The organism is Paraburkholderia sp. J94, assembly GCF_905220285.1.
Lineage (GTDB): Bacteria > Pseudomonadota > Gammaproteobacteria > Burkholderiales > Burkholderiaceae > Paraburkholderia > Paraburkholderia tropica_A.
Genome location: NZ_CAJMZH010000004.1, coordinates 291,619 through 311,305 on the forward strand (window position 1 = coordinate 291,619; position 19,687 = coordinate 311,305).

21 protein-coding genes and 1 other RNA gene are annotated in these 19,687 nt (G+C 67.7%); 10 read left to right on the forward strand and 12 right to left on the reverse strand.

From position 1 onward, the window contains the following. Nucleotide 1 precedes the first annotated feature (1 nt). Entirely contained in the window at nt 2-1,102 is a 1,101-nt protein-coding gene (gene lptF, locus U4Y88_RS10005; RefSeq protein WP_224013939.1) for an LPS export ABC transporter permease LptF, read from the reverse strand. Between the two features lie 134 nt (nt 1,103-1,236). On the opposite strand from lptF, the gene U4Y88_RS10010 reads away from it, so the two are divergent. The 3 genes from U4Y88_RS10010 to U4Y88_RS10020 are packed head-to-tail and all read left to right on the forward strand — an operon-like array spanning nt 1,237 to nt 3,897. Continuing rightward, nucleotides 1,237-2,748, forward strand: a complete 1,512-nt coding sequence (locus U4Y88_RS10010) for a leucyl aminopeptidase (protein WP_224013937.1) — start codon at nt 1,237-1,239, stop codon at nt 2,746-2,748. Nucleotides 2,749-2,797: 49 nt separating this feature from the next. Then, nucleotides 2,798-3,214 carry a DNA polymerase III subunit chi gene (locus tag U4Y88_RS10015; protein ID WP_065057321.1) on the forward strand — a complete coding sequence of 139 codons (417 nt, stop codon included), beginning with the start codon at nt 2,798-2,800 and terminating at the stop codon, nt 3,212-3,214. Nucleotides 3,215-3,255: 41 nt separating this feature from the next. Beyond that, nucleotides 3,256-3,897, forward strand: coding sequence for a DUF2486 family protein (locus U4Y88_RS10020; protein WP_310633999.1), 642 nt, complete (start codon nt 3,256-3,258; stop codon nt 3,895-3,897). Between the two features lie 183 nt (nt 3,898-4,080). Here U4Y88_RS10020 and U4Y88_RS10025 read toward each other — a convergent pair whose 3' ends face one another. Together U4Y88_RS10025 and ilvD are read right to left on the reverse strand one after the other, a co-directional pair. Further along, a complete protein-coding gene (locus U4Y88_RS10025) occupies nt 4,081-4,434 on the reverse strand; it encodes a c-type cytochrome (protein ID WP_224013933.1) in 354 nt (117 codons plus the stop codon). A 115-nt stretch (nt 4,435-4,549) separates the two neighbouring features. Next, the gene (gene ilvD / locus U4Y88_RS10030) at nt 4,550-6,223 is read right to left on the reverse strand and encodes a dihydroxy-acid dehydratase (protein ID WP_310633678.1); all 1,674 of its coding nucleotides are present in this window, start codon (nt 6,221-6,223) and stop codon (nt 4,550-4,552) included. Nucleotides 6,224-6,353: 130 nt separating this feature from the next. Between ilvD and U4Y88_RS10035 the strand changes: the two genes are divergently transcribed. Together U4Y88_RS10035 and lgt are read left to right on the forward strand one after the other, a co-directional pair. Then, nucleotides 6,354-7,337, forward strand: coding sequence for a LysR family transcriptional regulator (locus U4Y88_RS10035; RefSeq protein WP_321783701.1), 984 nt, complete (start codon nt 6,354-6,356; stop codon nt 7,335-7,337). 199 nt (nt 7,338-7,536) lie between these two features. Beyond that, complete coding sequence (lgt, locus tag U4Y88_RS10040; RefSeq protein ID WP_321783703.1) at nt 7,537-8,451, forward strand: prolipoprotein diacylglyceryl transferase; 915 nt, start codon at nt 7,537-7,539, stop codon at nt 8,449-8,451. 94 nt (nt 8,452-8,545) lie between these two features. Here lgt and U4Y88_RS10045 read toward each other — a convergent pair whose 3' ends face one another. The 5 genes from U4Y88_RS10045 to U4Y88_RS10065 all read right to left on the reverse strand — a co-directional run bounded on the left by U4Y88_RS10045 (nt 8,546) and on the right by U4Y88_RS10065 (nt 11,063). Next, entirely contained in the window at nt 8,546-9,274 is a 729-nt protein-coding gene (locus U4Y88_RS10045) for an SIMPL domain-containing protein (RefSeq protein ID WP_224013925.1), read from the reverse strand. A 286-nt stretch (nt 9,275-9,560) separates the two neighbouring features. Beyond that, the gene (locus U4Y88_RS10050; protein ID WP_065057379.1) at nt 9,561-10,019 is read right to left on the reverse strand and encodes an EVE domain-containing protein; all 459 of its coding nucleotides are present in this window, start codon (nt 10,017-10,019) and stop codon (nt 9,561-9,563) included. A gap of 86 nt (nt 10,020-10,105) precedes the next feature. Further along, nucleotides 10,106-10,286: non-coding RNA, 6S RNA (gene ssrS, locus U4Y88_RS10055), on the reverse strand. Between the two features lie 115 nt (nt 10,287-10,401). Next, nucleotides 10,402-10,716, reverse strand: a complete 315-nt coding sequence (locus U4Y88_RS10060) for a cell division protein ZapA (RefSeq protein WP_027816635.1) — start codon at nt 10,714-10,716, stop codon at nt 10,402-10,404. Then, nucleotides 10,713-11,063: an ATPase gene (locus tag U4Y88_RS10065; RefSeq protein WP_176080467.1), complete on the reverse strand. Its 351-nt coding sequence runs from the start codon at nt 11,061-11,063 to the stop codon at nt 10,713-10,715. The genes U4Y88_RS10060 and U4Y88_RS10065 overlap by 4 nt, the downstream gene beginning before the upstream one ends. Before the next feature lie 644 nt (nt 11,064-11,707). Here U4Y88_RS10065 and U4Y88_RS10070 point away from each other — a divergent pair. From U4Y88_RS10070 to cobC, 5 genes are all read left to right on the forward strand, one after another. After that, the gene (locus U4Y88_RS10070) at nt 11,708-12,724 is read left to right on the forward strand and encodes an iron ABC transporter permease (protein WP_321783895.1); all 1,017 of its coding nucleotides are present in this window, start codon (nt 11,708-11,710) and stop codon (nt 12,722-12,724) included. Then, a complete protein-coding gene (locus U4Y88_RS10075) occupies nt 12,721-13,584 on the forward strand; it encodes an ABC transporter ATP-binding protein (RefSeq protein WP_321783705.1) in 864 nt (287 codons plus the stop codon). The genes U4Y88_RS10070 and U4Y88_RS10075 overlap by 4 nt, the downstream gene beginning before the upstream one ends. Nucleotides 13,585-13,671: 87 nt before the next feature. Continuing rightward, complete coding sequence (gene cobT / locus U4Y88_RS10080) at nt 13,672-14,769, forward strand: nicotinate-nucleotide--dimethylbenzimidazole phosphoribosyltransferase (RefSeq protein WP_321783707.1); 1,098 nt, start codon at nt 13,672-13,674, stop codon at nt 14,767-14,769. A gap of 7 nt (nt 14,770-14,776) precedes the next feature. Continuing rightward, nucleotides 14,777-15,544 (forward strand): adenosylcobinamide-GDP ribazoletransferase, encoded by a 768-nt coding sequence (locus U4Y88_RS10085; RefSeq protein ID WP_321783709.1) that lies wholly within the window; start codon nt 14,777-14,779, stop codon nt 15,542-15,544. Beyond that, nucleotides 15,529-16,128, forward strand: coding sequence for an alpha-ribazole phosphatase (cobC, locus tag U4Y88_RS10090; RefSeq protein WP_321783711.1), 600 nt, complete (start codon nt 15,529-15,531; stop codon nt 16,126-16,128). The genes U4Y88_RS10085 and cobC overlap by 16 nt, the downstream gene beginning before the upstream one ends. 17 nt (nt 16,129-16,145) lie before the next feature. On the opposite strand, the gene U4Y88_RS10095 is transcribed toward cobC, so the two are convergent. From U4Y88_RS10095 to cobU, 4 genes are read right to left on the reverse strand one after another with little or no spacing between them, the layout of a single operon-like run. After that, nucleotides 16,146-17,054, reverse strand: coding sequence for a cobalamin-binding protein (locus tag U4Y88_RS10095; RefSeq protein ID WP_321783713.1), 909 nt, complete (start codon nt 17,052-17,054; stop codon nt 16,146-16,148). Further along, nucleotides 17,054-18,115 carry a threonine-phosphate decarboxylase CobD gene (gene cobD, locus U4Y88_RS10100; RefSeq protein ID WP_321783715.1) on the reverse strand — a complete coding sequence of 354 codons (1,062 nt, stop codon included), beginning with the start codon at nt 18,113-18,115 and terminating at the stop codon, nt 17,054-17,056. Before cobD ends, U4Y88_RS10095 begins: the two co-directional genes overlap by 1 nt. After that, nucleotides 18,108-19,043 (reverse strand): CobD/CbiB family cobalamin biosynthesis protein, encoded by a 936-nt coding sequence (locus U4Y88_RS10105; RefSeq protein WP_321783717.1) that lies wholly within the window; start codon nt 19,041-19,043, stop codon nt 18,108-18,110. Before U4Y88_RS10105 ends, cobD begins: the two co-directional genes overlap by 8 nt. Then, a complete protein-coding gene (gene cobU / locus U4Y88_RS10110; RefSeq protein WP_321783719.1) occupies nt 19,037-19,606 on the reverse strand; it encodes a bifunctional adenosylcobinamide kinase/adenosylcobinamide-phosphate guanylyltransferase in 570 nt (189 codons plus the stop codon). Before cobU ends, U4Y88_RS10105 begins: the two co-directional genes overlap by 7 nt. Nucleotides 19,607-19,687 lie beyond the last annotated feature (81 nt).

Consider the following 19,687-nt stretch of genomic DNA (forward strand, 5'->3'; position numbering starts at 1 on the left):
GTCAGTTCCCCTGCGACGCGCGGCTGAACATCGCGCGTGTAAAGAGCGGCCGGTTGCGCACACGCAGCCAGAAAATGAAGACCACGAGCGCGAGCACGATCACATGCAGCACCGCGATCCCGAGGCCGAACGACATCTTGCCTTGCTCGATCTGCGACTGGACGACGTTAAGCAGATTCGAGTACGTGAGGTAGATCAACACGGCCATCACGAGGTTGATCGTGCGGCTGCGGCGCGGATTCTGATAGGCAAGCGGGATCGCCAGCAGCATCAGATTGATCGCGATCAGCGGCAGGCCCGCGCGCCAGGCGAATTCGCCGAGATTGTCTTCGGTGGGGTGGCGCAGCAGATCGGGCGTGGAGGTCGAACTGGCCGACGGCGTGTTCACGACCGGCTGGCTCTGGACCTTGACGCCGTAGCGCTGGAATTCGGAAATGCGGAAGTCGGGATGACCCGGCTCGCCGTCGTAGCGGCGGCCGTTTTCGAGCACCACGAAGCGGTCGCCGTTTTTCGTGGTTTCCGTGTGGCCCGTCTTCGAGACGATGACGTTGACCTTGCCGTTCTCCGTGCTCGTGACGAACACGTTTTCCACGCGTCCCTGGTCGGGGCTCATGGACTCGATGAAGAACACGCGGTGCGTGGTGGGCGATTCGCGGAACTGACCCGGCGCAAGCAGCGACACCTCGTCGCGCTGCTGGAAGCGCGCGCGAATGAGCTTGCTCTGCGCGTTCGACCACGGCCAGCCGATGAACGCGAAAAAGACGATCGCCAGGATGATCGGCGTGGAAAACACGGCGATCGGCTTGATCAGGCGCGTGAGGCTCACCCCGGAGGCGAGCCAGACGACCATTTCGGAATCCTTGTACCAGCGCGTGAGGACGAACAGGATCGACACGAAGAGCGTGACGATGAGCATCACGGCGAGATAGCCGATCACGGTCAGGCCGATCAGGACCAGCACGTCGCGCGGGTCGATCTGGCCCGAAGCGGCGAAACCGACGATGCGGATCATCATCGTCGTCAGCATGATCGTGAGCAGAACCATGAACACAGCGCCAGCCGTGTACGCGAGTTCGCGCTGCAGGGAACGTTCGAAGATCATTCTAGATGGGCAGGGCGGGCGGCTCGGACCAGGCGCCGCGCCTTTCGCGCAACCGCCGAGGAGCCGCCGCGGGAAAAATAGCGGATAATTGCGGCTTTCATCCTAAGCCCTGATTTTATCCGAGGACAAGCGCGATGGACTTTAGCATAAAAGCCTGTGATTGGAGCAAAGGCGGGGAAGGCCCCTTCCTGACCGGCAAGTCGGATTGCGTCGTGGTGGGCGTCTTCGAGGCGCAAACCCTCTCGGGCGCGGCATTCGCGCTCAATGCGGCGCTCGGCGGCATGATCGCCCGCGTCGTGAAGGCCGGCGATATCGACGGTAAAGCCGGCTCCACGCTGTTCCTGCCCGAAGTGACGGGCATCGGCGCGTCGCGGGTTCTGCTGGTCGGTCTCGGCAAGCAGGATGCATTCGGCCAGAAAGCCTATAACGATGCCGCCCGTGCGGCATGGCGCGCGATCCTCGGCACGCGCATCGCCCAGGTGACCTTCACGCTCGCGCAGCTGCCTATCAAGGAGCGCACCAGCGAATGGGGCGTGCGCGCCGCCATTCAGGTCCTGCGCACCGAGACCTACCGCTTCACGCAGATGAAGAGCAAGCCCGACGTCACGCAGCGCGCGCTCAAGCGCACGGTGTTCAGCGTCGACGCGGCCGACGAGAAGGTGGCGAAGGTCGCCGCCAAGCAGGCCGTGGCGCTCGCCAACGGCATGGACCTCACGCGCGACCTCGGCAACCTGCCGGGCAACGTCTGCACGCCGACCTATCTGGCCGCCACCGCGAAGAAGCTCGCGCGCGACTGGAAGCTCAAGGTCGAGGTGCTGGGCCAGCGTCAGATCGAAGCGCTCAAGATGGGTTCGTTTCTTTCTGTAACAAAGGGCTCGGTCGAACCGCCGCAATTCATCGTGCTGCATTACCAGGGCGCCAGCGCGAAGTCGGCGCCGGTCGTGCTGGTCGGCAAGGGCGTCACGTTCGACACCGGCGGCATTTCGCTCAAGCCCGGCGAGGGCATGGACGAGATGAAGTACGACATGTGCGGCGCGGGCTCGGTGCTCGGCACGATCCGCGCGGTCGCCGAAATGGGCCTGAAGCTCAATGTGATCGGCATCATCCCGGCGTGCGAAAACATGCCCGCGGGCAACGCCACCAAGCCGGGCGACATCGTCACGACGATGGCGGGCCTCACGGTCGAAGTGCTCAACACCGACGCCGAAGGCCGCCTGATCCTGTGCGACGCGCTCACTTACGCCGAACGCTTCAAGCCGGCCGCCGTGATCGACATCGCCACGCTGACGGGCGCCTGCATCATCGCGCTCGGTCATCACAACAGCGGCCTGTTCTCGAAGGACGACGCGCTCGCGGGCGAGCTGCTCGACGCCTCGCGCGAAGCGAGCGATCCGGCCTGGCGTCTGCCGCTCGACGACGAGTATCAGGATCAGCTGAAGTCGAATTTCGCCGATCTCGCCAATATCGGCGGGCGTCCGGCGGGCAGCGTGACGGCGGCGTGCTTCCTCTCGCGCTTCACCGAAGCGTATCCGTGGGCGCACCTCGACATCGCGGGCACCGCATGGAAGAGTGGCGCGGCGAAGGGCGCGACGGGCCGTCCGGTGCCGCTGCTGGCGCAATTCCTGATCGATCGCGCTTCGCAATGATGCAGGCAGTGCAACGCGGGGCAGGCATGAAAATAGCGGCGGGGCGGGCATGACGCGCATCGACTTTCATACGAATGTCGGCGACTCGCTGCTGTACGCGTGCCGTCTCGTGCGCAAGGCGTATCAGGCGGGCCAGCAGGCAGTGGTGCTGGCCGAGCCTGGACGCCTGCGCGCGTTCGACGAGATGCTGTGGACGTTTTCGCCGCTCGACTTCGTGCCGCATTGCATGGCCGACAGTGCGCACGCGGCCGAGACGCCCATCGTGCTCGCCACGGACCTCGAGCGCGCGCCGCATCATCGCGTGCTGCTCAATCTCGGCGCTGAGGTGCCGCCGCAGTTCGCCCGCTTCGAGCGCCTGCTCGAAGTGATCGGCGACGCGCCCGAGGAACTCGCGTCCGGGCGCGAGCGCTACCGCTTCTATCGCGATCGCGGCTATGCGCTGAACAACTACAAGCAAGGCAGTTGACGCGCCTCGCCTTGCTTGACCGACTTTCGAAGGAGGCGATCATGCCCGATCTCCACGACGTCGAAGAGGCGCCGATTCCCATGCTGGACGAGGTGCTGGTCAACGGCAACCTGCTGCGCGCGCGCTCGCCGTTCGAGCACGTTGCGGCGCCGCAGGCCGATGCGCCCCATGCGGCCGTTCATGCGGACGAAGCCGCCCATGCCGATCATCGGGTTGCCCCCGGCCCTGTCGAGCACGACGATCTGCCCGAACTGGTCGACCGCTTCGAGCCGCACATGTCGTTCGTGCCGCCCGAGCCGGCGTTGCCCGCGGGCGTCGCGGCGTTCGCGGCGGCGCATGCGGCACATGCGGCATCAGAGCCGCAGTTCTCCGCGCCGCCTTCTGCTCAACCTGCCGCGCCATCGTCGGCGGCTTACGAACCCGAAGGTCTTTTCGCTCACGACGCCGACGCGCTCGTCGAGCGTCTGCGCGGACGCGCCTTGAGCTGGCTCACCGGCGAAGGGCGCGGCGTGATCGAGGCGCGTTGCAGCGCCGCGATGCAGGAGCACGCGCACTGGATCGTCGGGCAGGTTTCACGCGAGATCGGTCTCGCGCTCGAAACGGAATTGAAGGGCTGGGTGAAGGCCGCCGTGCGCGAGGAGCTGGCCGCGCGCGCCGGACATACCGGTTCTCACGAAGTCTGAGCGGCGTGATGTGCAGCGCGTCTGCACGCTTCCTGATCTTGCTTCGCTGATCGCTTTCGCTGCGGCGCGTCACGATGTGCGCGCGCCGCACGCGTCTTGATTGCGCGTGCTGTCTTGCGCGTTCCTTTGTACGCGCTTCTTCGTGCGCTGTTCTGCGTGCGCTGTTCTGCGTGTCTTCGTTCGTTATTTCAGCGTGAGAATCCAGCTCGCGAGCGTCGCGGCCTGGCCAGGGCTCAACTGCGTGTTGGCGGGCATGGGCACCATCCCCCAGACGCCGCTGCTGCCTTCCGCGATCTTGTGCGCGAGATAGTTCTGCGCGTCGGGCTTGCCTGCGTATTTCGCGGCCACGTCGCGCAGCGCGGGCCCCATGAACGTGCGCGTGACCGAATGGCAGCTCATGCAGTTCTGCTGCTGGGCCAGGGCGAGTCCGCCGGGCCCGTTCTGCGCCTGCGCGTCCGACGCGGCGAGGCCGAACGTGAGCGTGAGCGCGGCGGCGAGCGTCGCTGTCTTGTTCTTCGCTTGCGACTTCTGTTTCATGCTGGTCTCCGCCAGCGTAGGCGCCGGCTGTGTCGACGCATTATAAGAGCAAAGGGCGCGCGGATTTTCCGTGCGCCCTTTGCGTTGTCACAGCCGCTGTGCCGGGACCGCGTGCCTAGCCCGTGACGGCGCCCTTGTTGGCAGGCCGCGCGAGCGCCGCGAACTTCGCGAGCACGCCGCGCGTGTAACGCGGCGCGGGTTGTTTCCACGCGGCGCGGCGGCGCGCGAGTTCGGCGTCATCGATATTCAGCTGCAGCAGCAGCTTGTGCGCGTCGATGGTGATCGAATCGCCCTCCTGCACGAGCGCGATCGTGCCGCCTTCGAACGCCTCGGGCGCGACGTGCCCGACCACCATGCCCCACGTGCCGCCCGAAAAGCGCCCGTCGGTGATGAGCCCGACCGTTTCGCCGAGCCCCTTGCCGATGATCGCCGAAGTGGGCGCGAGCATCTCCGGCATGCCCGGTCCGCCCTTCGGCCCGAGGTAGCGCAGCACGACCACGTCACCGGCCTGGATCTTGTCGGCGAGGATCGCGTCCATCGCGCTCTGCTCGTCGTCGAACACGCGCGCCGGGCCGGTGATCACCGGATTCTTCAGCCCCGTGATCTTGGCGACCGCGCCGTCGGTCGCGAGGTTGCCCTTGAGAATCGCGAGGTGGCCTTCCTTGTAGAGCGCCTGGTCGATCGGATAGATCACCTTCTGGTCGGCGCGCGGCTTCGACGGCACGTCCTTGAGTTCTTCGGCGATCGTCTTGCCCGTGATGGTCATGCAGTCGCCGTTGAGCAGGCCCGCGTCGAGCAGCAGCTTGAGCACCTGCGGAATGCCGCCCGCCGCGTGCAGATCGGTGGCGACGTACTGGCCCGAGGGCTTCAGGTCGCAAATCACCGGCACCTTCTTGCGCATGCGCTCGAAGTCGTCGATGGTCCAGTCGATTTCGGCGGCGTGCGCGATGGCCAGATAGTGCAGCACCGCATTGGTCGAGCCGCCCGTCGCCATGATCAGCGCCACGGCGTTTTCGATCGACGCCTTCGTGATGATGTCGCGCGGCTTGAGATCCTTCTTCACCGCTTCGACGAGCACGCGCGCCGACTCCGCCGCCGAGTCCACTTTTTCCTGATCGGGGTTCGCCATCGTCGACGAATAGAGCAGCGACATGCCGAGCGCCTCGAACGACGAACTCATCGTGTTGGCCGTGTACATGCCGCCGCACGAGCCCGTCGACGGACACGCGTTCTGCTCGACGCCCTCGAAATCCTCCTCGCTCATGCGGCCCGCCGTGAACTCGCCGACCGCCTCGAACGCCGAGACGATGGTCAGGTCCTTGCCCTTCCAGTGGCCCGGCCGGATCGTGCCGCCGTAGACGTAGATGCCCGGCACGTTGATGCGCGCGAGCGCGATCATGCCGCCCGGCATGTTCTTGTCGCAGCCGCCGATCACGACCGCGCCGTCCATCCACTGGCCCTGCACGCAGGTCTCGATGCAGTCGGCGATCACTTCGCGCGAGACGAGCGAGTACTTCATGCCTTCGGTGCCCATCGACATGCCGTCGGAGATGGTCGGCGTGCCGAAGGTCTGGGCGTTGGCGTCGGCGCGCTTGATTGCGTCCACGGCGGCGTCGGCGAGCCGTTGCAGGCCCGCGTTGCAGGGCGTGATGGTCGAGTGGCCGTTGGCGACGCCGATCATCGGCTTGTCGAAGTCGGCCTTCTCGTAGCCGAGCGCGTAAAACATCGATCGGTTCGGCGAGCGCGCGACGCCTTGCGTGATGTGCTTCGAACGACGGTTGTATGCCATGGGGACGCTCCGTGTCTCGATTGCGATTGTTGTGGGGACGTGCGTGTCAGGATGGTGTGTCGCGAGCGCAATGTCCAATATATTATTCGTGGCTTATTGAGTCGGAAAACATATCAATGGAGCGCGCACGATGAGTCTCGCGAGTCCCGATCTGCGCCAGTTGCGCTACTTCGTGGCGGTGGCCGAGGAGCAGCATTTCGGCCGCGCCGCCGCGCGACTGTCGATGACGCAGCCGCCGCTCTCGCAGGCGATCCGCGCGCTCGAAGACGCGCTGGGCGTGGAACTGTTCGCGCGCACGCGCCGCTCGGTCGAACTGACGGCCGTGGGCGCCGACCTGCTGCCCGAGGTGCGGCGCCTTCTGGCGTCGGCGGAGGCGCTGCGGCCGCTCGCGCAGAGCCTCGCGCGCGGCGAGGCGGGCGTGCTGGCGCTGGCCTTCGTCTCGACCGCCGACTACGGGCTGCTGCCGCTCTTGCTGCGTGACTTCGGCGCGCGTTATCCGCGCGTGCGCCTGCAACTGGCCGAGGCGACCAGCGACGTGCAGGTGGACGAACTGGTGGCGGGGCGCATCGACGCGGGTCTCGTGATCGCGCCCGTGCCGCCGCGCCACGCGGCGCAGCTGGCGTATCTGCCGGTCGCGCGCGAGCCGCTGGTGATCGCGATGCCTGCCGCGCTCTCGGCGCAGATCGGCGGGCCGGAAGCCGTGGCGGATGTCGAGCCGGACGCCGACGACGGCTGGTGCGCCACGCCCGTGAACCTGCACGATCTCGCCGATGTGCCGCTCGTCGTGTTTCCGCGTCATCTGGCCCCCGGATTCCACGACACGATCATGGACTGCTACGGCGCGGCCGGGCTCGCGCCGCGCGTGGGTCAGGAGGCGATCCAGATGCAGACGATCGTGAGCCTCGTCTCAGCGGGCATGGGCGTCGCGCTCGTGCCGCAATCGCTGCGGCATCTGCGGCGCACGGGCGTGGTCTACCGGCCGCTCGCGCAGGCCGTGCCGACGATCGAAACGGGGCTCGTCTGGCGCGCGGAGGAGGTGAGCCCGGTGCTGGCGGCCTTCATCGAGATCGTGCGTGCGCATGCGGCGACGGTGAACGCAAAGCGGGACGCGTGAAGTCTGCGCCGCGGAGGCGTGTGCTCGGCGCCTTCATCACTGTCCCTTAAAATCCCGAGTCAACGCGACATGTGCATTTTGGCTCGCACGCCCCGGCGTCGGCGATAATGTCACCCCTCGGCGCCGCGTAACGTGCAACCCGCGTGGCGTATCTTGCAACCCGCTTTCAAGCTCACCGCCGACAAGAATCCACTTCACGATGCTCATCCACCCGAATTTCGACCCCGTCGCCATCCATCTGGGGCCGCTCGCCGTGCGCTGGTACGGCCTCATGTATCTCGTCGGCTTCATTCTCGCGATCGTGATCGGCCGTCTGCGCCTGCGCTTGCCCTACGTGGCCGCGCAGGGCTGGACCGCCAAGGACATCGACGACATGCTGTTCTACGGCGTGCTCGGCACCATCCTCGGCGGGCGACTCGGCTACGTGCTGTTCTACAAGGCGAGCTGGTACTTCGCGCATCCGCTCGACATCTTCAAGGTGTGGGAAGGCGGCATGTCGTTCCACGGCGGCTTCCTCGGCGTGACCTTCGCGATGGTCCTGTTCGCGTGGCAGCGCGGCCGCACGTGGCTGCAGGTCACCGACTTCGTCGCGCCGATGGTGCCGACGGGTCTCGCCGCCGGGCGTCTGGGCAACTTCATCAACGGCGAACTGTGGGGCCGCGTGACCTCGCCGGATTCGCCGTGGGCGATGATGTTCCCCGGCGCCGCAAACGACGACGCCGCCTGGCTGCAAACGCATCCGGCGCTGGCCGCGAAGTGGCATCTGGGCGAAGTGTTCGCGCAATATCATCTGCTGCCGCGCCATCCGTCCGAGCTGTATGAGATCGCGCTCGAAGGCATTGCGCTGTTCTTCGTGCTGATCCTGTTCTCGCGCAAGCAGCGTCCCGTGGGCGCTATTTCGGCGATGTTCCTGATCGGCTACGGCCTCGCGCGCTTCACGGTGGAATTCGCGCGCGAGCCCGATGACTTCCTCGGCCTGCTCGCGCTCGGTCTGTCGATGGGGCAGTGGCTCTCGCTGCCGATGATCATCGTGGGCGTGCTGCTGATGATCTGGGCGTATCGCCGCGCGAAGCGCACGAATGGTACGCAGCAGACGGCTGCCGCGAAAAGCTGAAGCGAAACGCTGAAGTGTCATGAAAAAAGCCACGGCGTCTGCCGTGGCTTTTTTGTTTTGCGCGAGCGTGTGCCCGTGTGCGAGCGCGTTGCGCTTACTTCATCTGCACCGAGCCCGAGACGTTGACCGTCACCGTGGACGTACCGCCTTCGAGCGGCATGGGTGCCATCTTCGCGTCGGCGCTGGCGGCGCGCGCGCTCATCATCATCATCGGACGCGGCGGCACGCCAGAGTGGCCCACGTTCACGTCGCGGATCGCGTAGCCGCTGTAGCCGAACGCGCGCGCATTCGCGGACGCCTGATCGCGGAACGACGCGATCGCCTCGCTCGACAGCTTCTGCTCGGCGGCGCGCTGCGCTTCGGGCGAGAGCGAGAACGCCACGTTGCCCACCTGCATGACCGACGAGATGTCGCCCGCAAGTTTCGACGCGGCCGCGAAGTTGCGCGATTCGAGCACGACCTCGGTGCGGCCGCGCCATGCGGAGATGCGGCCGTCGCGGTCGGTGGACGGATAGATCGAGAACTGGCCCGAGCGCGCGGTCACGCCGGCGACGCCCTTGGCCTTTTGCAGCGCCGAGTCGGCGCGCTGATTGAGCGTGGCGGTCAGCGACGCGGGATCGCTCGCTTCCTGCTCGTAGAACAAGGTGATCGTGACGACGTCCTGCGGCACCTCGGCGCTCGCCTGGGCCGACAGCGAGAGCACGCCCGAGGGCTGATAGCGCGCGTCGCTCTGCGCGAATGCGGCGCTGGGCGCGAGCGTCAGGGCGAGCGGAATGGCGGCGGAAAGTGCAGCGGCGAGCGTGACGGCGGTTCTTTTCTTCATTGAGGCTCCTTGCAGAACGAGTGCGCCAGCGGCGCGCGGCTGCCCGCTACATCGCGCGGCTGCCTGTGTGTTCACTGTGCAGACGCGCCCCGGCACGAGCGCATGATTGTGCTGAAGTTCGCGCGCGCGTGTCGGCTGCATGTACGGGGCCGCGGCGGGTTGTGTGATGCGGCCGGGCGTGCTGGTTAGGCGATGCGCCGCGTGTGGGGTTCCCTTGCGGGTTCCCGCGCGCGGGCTGTTTTGCAAAGTTTGAAGATTGAGCGCTGGATATCAGGCTACATCGCGGCTACATCAGCCGCTTCGTGATGAAGTCCCACTCGGCGCGCGTGACCGGCGTGATCGAAAGGCGATTGCCCTTGGCGAGCACGCGCATCTCCGCGAGTTCGTCATGCTCGCGCAGCGTGGCGAGTGGAATCAACGCGCACTTCTTCTTGAACACCACGTCGACGAGCATCCAGCGCGGCGTTTCCTGCGTGGATTTCGCGTCGTAGTAAGGGCTCTTGGGATCGAACTGCGTGGGATCGGGATACGCCGTGGACGACACTTGCGCGAGGCCCGCGATGCCCGGTTCGGGACAGCTCGAATGATAGAAGAGGACGCCGTCGCCGATCTGCATGGTGTCGCGCATGAAGTTGCGCGCCTGATAGTTGCGCACGCCGGTCCAGGGCAGCGAGTGCTGCGGCGCGTTGGCGAGATCGTCGATGCTCGCTTCGTCGGGTTCGGACTTCATCAGCCAGTAGCGCATGACGTGAAGATCGATTCGAAGGAGAAGGGGAGAAAGGGGACGACAAAAGGAAAACGGCATCGGACGCGTGTCCGATGCCGTTCGAATAGGTCCCCGCCTTAGCCGCTAGGCCGGCATCCTGAACCTGAGGTTCAGAATTGGTCGCAGTTAGCAGCACTTCGGGTACATCAGACAAGTGACGCGCACACCCGTGCTACAAATTTCCGCAACCGTGCACATGGCATTGGTTCAAGGAATATATGACCTTGGCGAACCAGGCAGGGAAGCTGAACTGATTGCAACTGCCGTTGATGACAACCACAGCTGCTTAAACCTGTTTAGAAACGTATTCACTTCCTACGTTTCGATGAAGACCATTCTAGCGCATTATTCAGCGGCGGTTTTACTGCACGCCATATTGCTGGATCACTGCGCCAAGCTGTTCATTCATTTGGCGCATTGTACGACGGATTTCCTCGGCAGGGAATGCTTCGCCGTGACGCACGCTGGTCTGCAAACGCAGCAGTTCCGAGGCGAGCGAAAGCGCCGCCATGACGGCGATGCGGTCTTGCCCGCGCACGTTGCTGTGATTGCGGATCTTCGACATTTCCGCGTCGACGCGCGCCACCGCTTCGAGCAGCGCCGCTTCGGTTTCAGGCGAACAGGCGAGGCGATAGCTCTGGCCGAGAATGGTCGCTTCGATCTGTTTGGTCGTCATGCATTTTCTCCGTGGCGAGCGGCGTTGTCGTCGTCGGCGCTTTGCTGCGGTTCGAGCAGATCGAGCTGACTGTCACGGTCGGCGCCGGCGCGTGCGCGCGGCAGCTTTTCGAGGATCGCGTTCAGGCGGACCTGGGCGTCGTCGATCTTGGCCGACAGACCATCGCGTTCGGCTTGCAGCGCGTTGCGCTCTTCGCGCACCTGCTCGAGTTCCGTGCGCGTGGCTTCGCATTGCGCTTGAAGTTGTGCGAGTTGCTCTTCGAGCGCCACGCGTGCTTCGTGATGGCGCTGATTGATCTCGATCAGCCGCCCGATGTTTTGTGAGAGTGTTTCGAGTTCGTTGAGCATGTGCTGCGTCCTCTAAAGACAGGCATTCTAGCGCGGATTGCGGCGTATTCCGATAATTGCGTCGTTTCCAGACGTAACAGCCCCGCTTCGTGCCTGCATCTTGCGTTTTTTGAACTTTGACGTGTTGCGCATGGCGCTGCGGGAACATATTTTGCCGAGCAGAGTCCGAAGCGCGCTCACGTTCGATCGCCACGTTTACGGCAATAATCGCGCTTTCTTGACGTTCGCTCGACGCCACTTCCTCATTTTTTTGCGCCTTTTTTCGGCTGCATTTTGTTTGCGCGTGTAGTGCGCCTTGCGAATGAGGGCACGAAGTGCTTCCGAAGTGCTTCCGATGGACGTCCGATTTACATCCGACGTGCATCCGTTTGTGCATCCCGCAGCGTAGGCATCGCGATGCCTGGCCTCGCGATGCCGATGCGAGAATCCGCAGCCAAATGCGCAGCGCGTTATAACATCTCGACATCTCGAATTTGCGACACGCCGCGACGTACTGCACCGACCGCACGAACCGCACGTAAGCGCGCCATTACCCCAGCCACGCCGAACCCAGGATGCGAACCGCCAGTCCCGATGAACCGCGCCACGCGCGCGAGCGCTCGCCGAACGCGCCTGGCGCGCGTGGCGCGCCGCCGCGTCGCGGCATGAACGCGCGTCGCGCGGCGGTCATCTGGTGCGTGCTCGCGCTCGCGGCGCTCGTGGTGTTCGCGGCGTCGCTGCTGATCGGCAGCGTGCCGGTGACGTTCGCGCAGGCGCTGCATGCGCTCGCGCCATCGACGTCGATGCCACTCAGCGGCGCGAGCGACATGACCACCGAAATCGTCCGTACCTTGCGTGTGCCGCGCGCGCTCGGCGGCTTCGCGTGCGGCGCGTTGCTCGCGCTCGCGGGCGCGCTGCTGCAGGTGCTGCTGCGCAATCCGCTCGCGGAGCCGTATGTGCTCGGCGTCTCGGGCGGCGCGGCGGCGTTCGCGTTGTGCGCGATGATCGCGGGCCTCGCGACGTGGGCCGTGCAGGCGAGCGCCTGTGCGGGCGCGTTCGTGTCGATCCTGCTCGTGCTCGGTCTCGCGCGCCGCGAGTTGTGGCGCGGCGAACCGCAGGACAGCGCGCCGCGTCTGCTGCTCACGGGTGCCGTCACGGCGGCCGGGTGGGGCGCGCTGATCACCTTGCTGCTGACGCTCGCGCCCGATGCGCGTCTGCGCGGCATGCTGTTCTGGCTGACCGGCGATCTCAACGGCGTGGCCGCGCCGTGGCCCGCTTTCGCGGCGCTTGCCGTCGTGCTCGCGTTCGCCGTGCGCGCCGCGCCGCGTCTGAACGTGCTGTTGCGCGGCGATGCCGCCGCGCAGGCGCTCGGCGTGCCGGTGCTGCGACTGCGCGTAGGCGTTTATCTCGCGGCCTCGCTCGCGGCCGCCGCGGCGGTGACGACGGGCGGCACCATCGGCTTCGTCGGGCTCGTCGTGCCGCATATGCTGCGGCTCGCGTTCGGCAACGACCAGCGCATGCTCGTGCCTGCCGCCGCGCTCGCGGGCGGGCTCGCCGTGATGGGCGCCGATCTCGTCGCGCGCACCGTGGCCGCGCCGACGCAATTGCCGGTCGGCGTGGTGACCGCGCTCGCGGGCGTGCCCGTATTTCTGTGGATGCTGTTGCGGAGACGCACGCGATGAGCGCCGCTCTCATGACGTCCGTGCCGATCGCATCGCCCCTGCTCGCGACGCACGCGCTCACGTTGCGTGCGGGCTCGCGCACGCTCGTGGATGGCCTCACGCTCGACATCGGCGCGGGCGAAATCTGGTGCGTGGCGGGCGCGAACGGCGCGGGCAAAACCACCTTGATTTGCGCGCTCGCGGGCTTGCGCGAAGCGGCGTCGGGCCATGTCGAAGTCGATGGCGTGACGCTGCGCGACTGGCCGCCGGTGCAACTCGCGCAACGCCGCGCGCTGATGCCGCAAGACGTGCGCGACGCGTTCAGCGCGAGCGTGCTCGATACCGTGCTGCTCAACCGCTATCCGCATCTCGCGGGCTGGGGCTGGGAAAGCGACGACGACCGCGCCGCCGCGCACACGGCGCTCGCCGCGCTCGGCCTCGAAGCCTTTGCCGAACGCGACGTGCTTTCGCTCTCGGGGGGCGAGCGTCAGCGCGTCGCGCTCGCGGCGGTGCTGTGTCAGGATGCGCCGCTGCTGCTGCTCGACGAACCGCTCGCGCATCTCGATCTGCATCGTCAGATCGCGTGCCTCGACGCGCTCACGCAGTGGGTCCGCATGGATTCGCGCGCCGTCGTGCTCTCGTGTCACGATCTCAATCTCGCGCGGCGTTTCGCAACGCACGCGCTGCTGCTCGACGGACGCGGCGGCTTTCACGCGGGCCCCGTGCGCGAGGTGCTGACGGCCGAGCGCGCGAGCGACGCGTTCGGCCATGCGCTCGTGCTGATCCGCGACGGTCCGCACGAAGCGCTGGTGCCTGCGCTTGGATCTGCGAACGGGGCCGCGAACGGCTCCACGAACGAATCATCACCGACGCCGCGCTGATCGAACGCCAACTCAATTCCGATGCCTATTCAGTCGCGCGCGGCGACACACACCAACGCGCGCGATCCGAACCCAAACGACCGACCTATGACCACGACGCTTTCCGACCTGCTGACCATCGAACCGCTCGACGCTTCGCTGCGCGACACGCTGCAACATCTGATCGACACCAAGACCAAACCGCCGGGCAGCCTCGGCCGCCTCGAAACGCTTGCGCGTCAGCTCGGCATGATCCAGCGCAGCACGCAACCGCGCGTGACGCGTCCCGCGATGATCGTGTTCGCGGGCGATCACGGCATCGCGCACGAAGGCGTGAGCCCGTATCCGCAGGCCGTCACCGCGCAGATGGTCGCGAACTTCCTCGCGGGCGGCGCGGCGATCAACGCGTTCAGCGGCGTGGGCGGCCTCGAACTCGAAATCGTCGATGCAGGCGTGGCCGCGCCGCTGCCCGACTCGGTGCAGCTCGTCAGCGTGCCGATCGCACGCGGCACGCACAACTTCGCACACGAACCGGCGATGACGCGCGACGAAGCGATCCGCGCGCTCGCGGCGGGCGCGGCGCGCGTGCGCCATCACGCGGCGCTCGGCACCAACGTGATCGGCTTCGGCGAGATGGGGATTGCGAACACGTCGGCGGCGGCGTGTCTGATGAGCCGCCTGTGCAACGTGCCCATCGACGAATGCGTGGGGCGCGGCACCGGTCTCGACAACGCGGGCCTCGCGAAGAAGCGCAACGTGCTGGCGGCGGCGCTCGCGAAGCACGCTGACGTGCGCGAGCCGCTCGACGTGCTCGCCACCTTCGGCGGCTTCGAAATCGCGATGATGACGGGCGCGTTTCTCGAAGCGGCGCGTCAGCGCATGGCGATTCTCGTCGATGGTTTCATCGCGACGTCGGCGCTGCTGGTCGCCGATTCGCTCGCGCCGAACGTGCGCGATTACTGCGTGTTCGCGCATGCGTCGAACGAAGCGGGACATCGACGCATGCTCGATCATTTCGGCGGGCGCGAACTGCTCGCGCTCGATCTGCGCCTCGGCGAAGGCACGGGCGCGGCGCTCGCGGTGCCGCTGCTGCGCGCGGCCGTGGCCTTCCTCAACGAGATGGCGAGCTTCGAGTCGGCGGGCGTGGACGATCGCGCGGACAATGGTGCGGACCACGGCGCGCATAACAGCGGCGCAGGCCACTGAGCCCGCGATGAATCCGCTCGCGGAACTGCGTTACTTCTTCACGGCGCTCGGCTATTTCACGCGCGTGCCGGTGCCGCGCTGGGTCGGCTTCGAGCCGCAATGGCTCAATGCGGCGGCGCGTTATTTTCCGCTCGTCGGCGCGTTGATCGGCGCGCTCGCGGCGCTTGTCTATCTGGCGGCACTGCGCGTGTTTCCGCCCGGCGTGGCTGTGCTGCTGTCGATGGCGGCGACGCTGCTCGCGACCGGCGCGTTCCATGAAGACGGTCTCGCCGATTGCCTCGATGCGTTCGGCGGCGGCTACACGCGCGAGGACGTGCTGCGCATCATGCACGACTCGCGCGTTGGCGCATTCGGCGCGATCGGCGCGGTGATCGCGCTGCTGCTCAAGTGGCAGACGCTCGCGGCGCTGCCGCCGCTGCGCGCGGCCACGCTGATGATCGCGGGCCACGCGGCGAGCCGTGCGTTCGCGATCAGCTATCTCGTGACGCACGAATACGTGCGGCCCGAGGGCAAGGCCAAGCCGGTCGCGCAGCGCATGGGCGCGGCGGCGCTCGGCTGTGCGCTGCTGTTTGGCTTGCCGTGGCTGCTGTGGCCCGCGTGGCCGGACTGGCGCGCGGCCCTCGTCACGGTCGTCGTGCTGATGGCGCTGCGTTACGTGCTCGGCCGCTATTTCGTGCGGCGCATCGGCGGCTATACCGGCGATTGCCTCGGCTTCGCGCAGCAGGTCTTCGAACTGGCGATCTATCTCGTGGGGCTCGCATGGATCTCGTACTGATCCGCCATCCGGCCGTCGCGGTCGAGGCGGGCGTCTGCTACGGCAGTACCGATGTGCCGCTCGCGGCGTCCATCGAAGCGGGCGCGTCGTCGATTGCCGCGCGGCTCGCGGCGCTCGGCGTGCGCGCGCCGCACCGTATCGAGTCGAGTCCGCTTTCGCGTTGCGCGGGCGTCGCCGATGCGCTCGCGCAGCGTCATGAGGCGATGACGCCGCAGCACGATGTGCGTCTCGCGGAAATGGATTTCGGCGCGTGGGAGATGCAGCGCTGGGACGCCATCGAGCGCGCGCAGATCGATGCCTGGGCCGCCGATTTCGAGCACGCGCGCACGCATGGCGGCGAGAGCGTCGCGCAGTTCGACGCGCGCGTGACGGCGTGGTTCGAAGGGCTCGGCGCGTTGAGTCTGGCGCCGCGCGCCTGCGTGTGGACGGTCGCGCATGCGGGCGTGATCCGCGCGATTACGGCGCGTGCGCTCGGGCTACCGCTTGCGCGTTGTTCGAAATGGCCGCTGGAAATGGCCGCGATCGTGTGGCTGCGCCGTGATCTGCACAGCGGCGAGTGGCAACTGGCGCGCTGGAACGCGTGATTGATTCGGATGGCGAATTAATTCGCCTTGCTGGCCGCGTCGCGCGTACGCGCCTGATCGAGATCCTTGCATAACTGCTCGGTGCCCTGCGCGAGACGCGGACCCGCGCGCGAGAGCAGGTCGCCGTCGATGGCGAACAGATTGCCGTGCGCAACGGCGGAAAGTTGCGGCCACGCGCGCCAGCGATCGAGCGCGGGCAGCGGCTGGTCCGGTGCCGTGGCGCCCGGCGAGGCGGTCACGATGGCATCGGGATTCGCGGCGAGCACCGCTTCGGTCGAGAGCGTCGGCACCTGCGGGCGCAGCGCGGCGAACACATTGCGGCCGCCGCAGAGCGTGATGGCGTCGCTGATCGTGTGCTCGCCGTTGATCGTCATGAGCGGCTGATCCCAGACTTCGTAGAACACACGCACGGGCGCGCGTTGCGCATAGCGCGTGCGTAGTTGCGCGATGTCGTGTCGATACGTGTTGGCGGCGGCCTGCGCGGTGGCGTCGGTGCCGAATAGCGCGCCGAGCCGTGTGAGCGAGGTCGCCACATCGTCGAGACGATGCGGCTCGCTGAAGAACAGCGGGATATGCAGATCGCGCAGGCGGTCGATCTGCTGCTGCGCGTTGCCGTGCCGCCAGACCACGATCAGGTCGGGCTTGAGCGCGGCGATGCGTTCGAGATCGAGCGCGCGGTTATCGCCGATACGCGGGACTTTCAGCGCGGCGGGCGGGTAATCGCTATAGCTCACGGTGCCGACCAGTTTTGCGCCGCCGCCCGCCGCGTAGATCAGTTCGGTGGCGTGCGGCGCGAGGCTGATCACGCGCTGCGCAGGCGCGGCGAGCGTGATGGTGTTGCCCGCGTCGTCGACGGCGCTGACGCTGGCGTGCGCCGTGCTCGCCGTGAATGCAGCGCAAGCGATGGACGCGGCGAAGCGGTGCATCAGCGCGACGCCTTCAGCGCGGCCACGGCCAGGCCGAGCGCGGTCTCGAAGCGCTGCCATTCTTCCTCCGATGCGGGCAGGCCGAAGCGCAGGCTCGCGGGCGTGTCGAAGCGGCGCGTCCACACTGCGTGCGCGGCCAGCGCGTCCTGCAATTGCGCGGCGCGCGTGTCTTCGATCCACGCGAATAGCGGCGTGGCGCGCGGCGCGAAGCCGTGCGCGCGCAGCAGCGCCGCGAGCCGTTCGCCTTCGCGCGCGAGTTGCTTGCGCATCGCGGTTTGCCACGCGGTATCGGCGAAGGCGTGCATGACGGCGTGACGCGCGGGGCCGTTCACCGTCCACGCGCCGAGGCGTTCGCGCAAGGCCGCGAGCAGCGCGGGCTGGGCGAGCGCGAAGCCGCAGCGCGCGCCCGCGAGGCCGAAGAACTTGCCGGGCGAGCGCAGTACCACGAGGCCCGCGCGATCGGTCGAGTCGGCGAGCGAGCGCGCGGAGGTATCCACGAATGCATCGGCGAAGGTTTCGTCGACGATCAGCGTGCCGCCGCGCGCCGCGAGTTGCGCGTGCCAGCGCAGCAGCGTCTCGCGCTCGATCAGCGTGGCGGTGGGATTGTTAGGATTCACGACGATGGCGTGCGTTGCATCGTCCGGCAGATCGGGATGCGTCACGTCGAGCGGCACGACCGTGTGACCGGCCTGCGCGAAGGCGGGCGCGTACTCGCCGTAAGTGAGCGGCGCGATGGCTACGCGCGCGCGCGGCAGCAGGGCGGGCAGCGCGCGGATGGCGGCCTGGCTGCCCGCGACAGGCAGCACGTGCGCGGCGTCGGGCGCGCCGTAATAGCGCGCGGCGCAGTCGGCGAGACCGTCGCCGTCCTCGGGCAGACGACGCCACGCCGACGCGGGCACCGGCGGCACCGGATAGCCGTGCGGGTTGATGCCCGTCGAGAGATCGATCCACGTTTCCCACGCGATGCCGTAGCGGCGCGCCGCCTCGTGCAGATTGCCGCCATGCGCGATCGTGCGCGGCGCGTTGCCGGTCGTCGTCGATGAGATGGCGCGCTCAGACATGGGTCGCCACGCTCACGAAAGCCAGCGCGACGATCACGGCGAGCCACAACAGCGTCGTGCGTTCGACGAGACGCAATGCGGCGTCGACGTCCTGCGCGCGCGGCGGCGAACCCGCGCCGAGCGCCGGGCGCTCCTCGACCGCGCCGTGATAGACGGCCGCGCCGCCGAGCAGCACGTTCAGGCTGCCCGCGCCCGCCGCCATCACCGGACCGGCGTTCGGGCTGTCCCAGCGCGGCGCCTGCTCGCGCCAGCAGCGCAGCGCCACGCGCGTGTCGCCGAGCAGCGCGTAGCTCAGGGCGGTGAGGCGCGCGGGCGCGAAGTTGAGCACGTCGTCGATGCGCGCGGCGGCCCAGCCGAAGCGCAGGAAACGCGGCGTGCGGTAGCCCCACATCGCGTCGAGCGTGTTGGCGAGGCGGAACGCCAGCGCGCCCGGGCCGCCCGCGAGCGCGAACCAGAACAGCGCGCCGAAGATCGCGTCGTTGCCGTTTTCGAGCGCCGATTCGCAGGCGGCGCGCGAGAGCGCGGTGGCGTCGGCGTGGGCGGTGTCGCGCGAGACGATGCGCGCGGTCAGCTCGCGCGCGGCGGCGAGATCGCGCTGCGCGAGCGCGCGGGCGATGGGCGCGATGTGTTCTTCGAGGCTGCGCGCGCCAAGCGCGAACCACAGCAGCGCCACGTGCAGCGCCCACGCGAGCGGCCAGGGCAGCAGCGCGCACATCAGCATGGCGATCAGGACCGGCGGCGCGACGGCGGCAAGCCACGCGACGAGGCCGAGCGGACGACCGCGCCGCCCCGTGTTGAAGCGTTTTTCGATGCGCTGGGCGTAGTTGCCGAAGGCGATCAGCGGATGCGCGCGGCGCGGCTCGCCGAACCAGCGGTCGACGGCGACACCGGCGACGGCGAGCGCGGCGGTGACGGGCAGGCTCAGCATCGTCCTGCTCCCGGCGCCTTGAGCACGAGCGGCAGGCCGGCGGCGACGAGCGTCGCGCGGTCGGCGAGCGCGGCGACGCGCTGGTTCAGGCGGCCCAGTTCGTCGACGTAGAGGCGCGTGGCCGCGCCCATCGGCACGACGCCCATGCCGATCTCGTTGCTGACCACCAGCACCGTGCCTCGCGCGCGCTCGCAGGCGGCGGCGAAGGCGTCGAGGCGCGCTTGCCAGTCGGCGCGCGGCGTTTCGGAATCGGGCGGGCAGAGCAGATTGACGAGCCAGAGCGTGAGGCAGTCGATCAGCACGCAGCGGCCCGGCGCTGCGTGCGCGTCGAGCGCCTGGGCGAGATCCAGCGGCGCGGCGGCGAAACCCCAGTGCGCGGGGCGGCGCGCGCGGTGGTGGGCGATGCGCTCGGCGAATTCGGCGTCGGCGTGCGCGCCCGAGGGCGTGGCCGCCGTGGCGATGTAGGTGACCGGCAGGCCGCTGTCGGCCGCGAGGCGTTCGGCGTGCGCGCTCTTGCCCGAGCGCGCGCCGCCGACGATGAAGGTGAGGTCGCGCGAAATCATCGCGTGATTGTAGCGGCTCGGTGTGCCGTCCTTGCGCTGAGTCTGGCGCGGCGTTCGGCGCTGGCGGGCCTGGCCGGACGG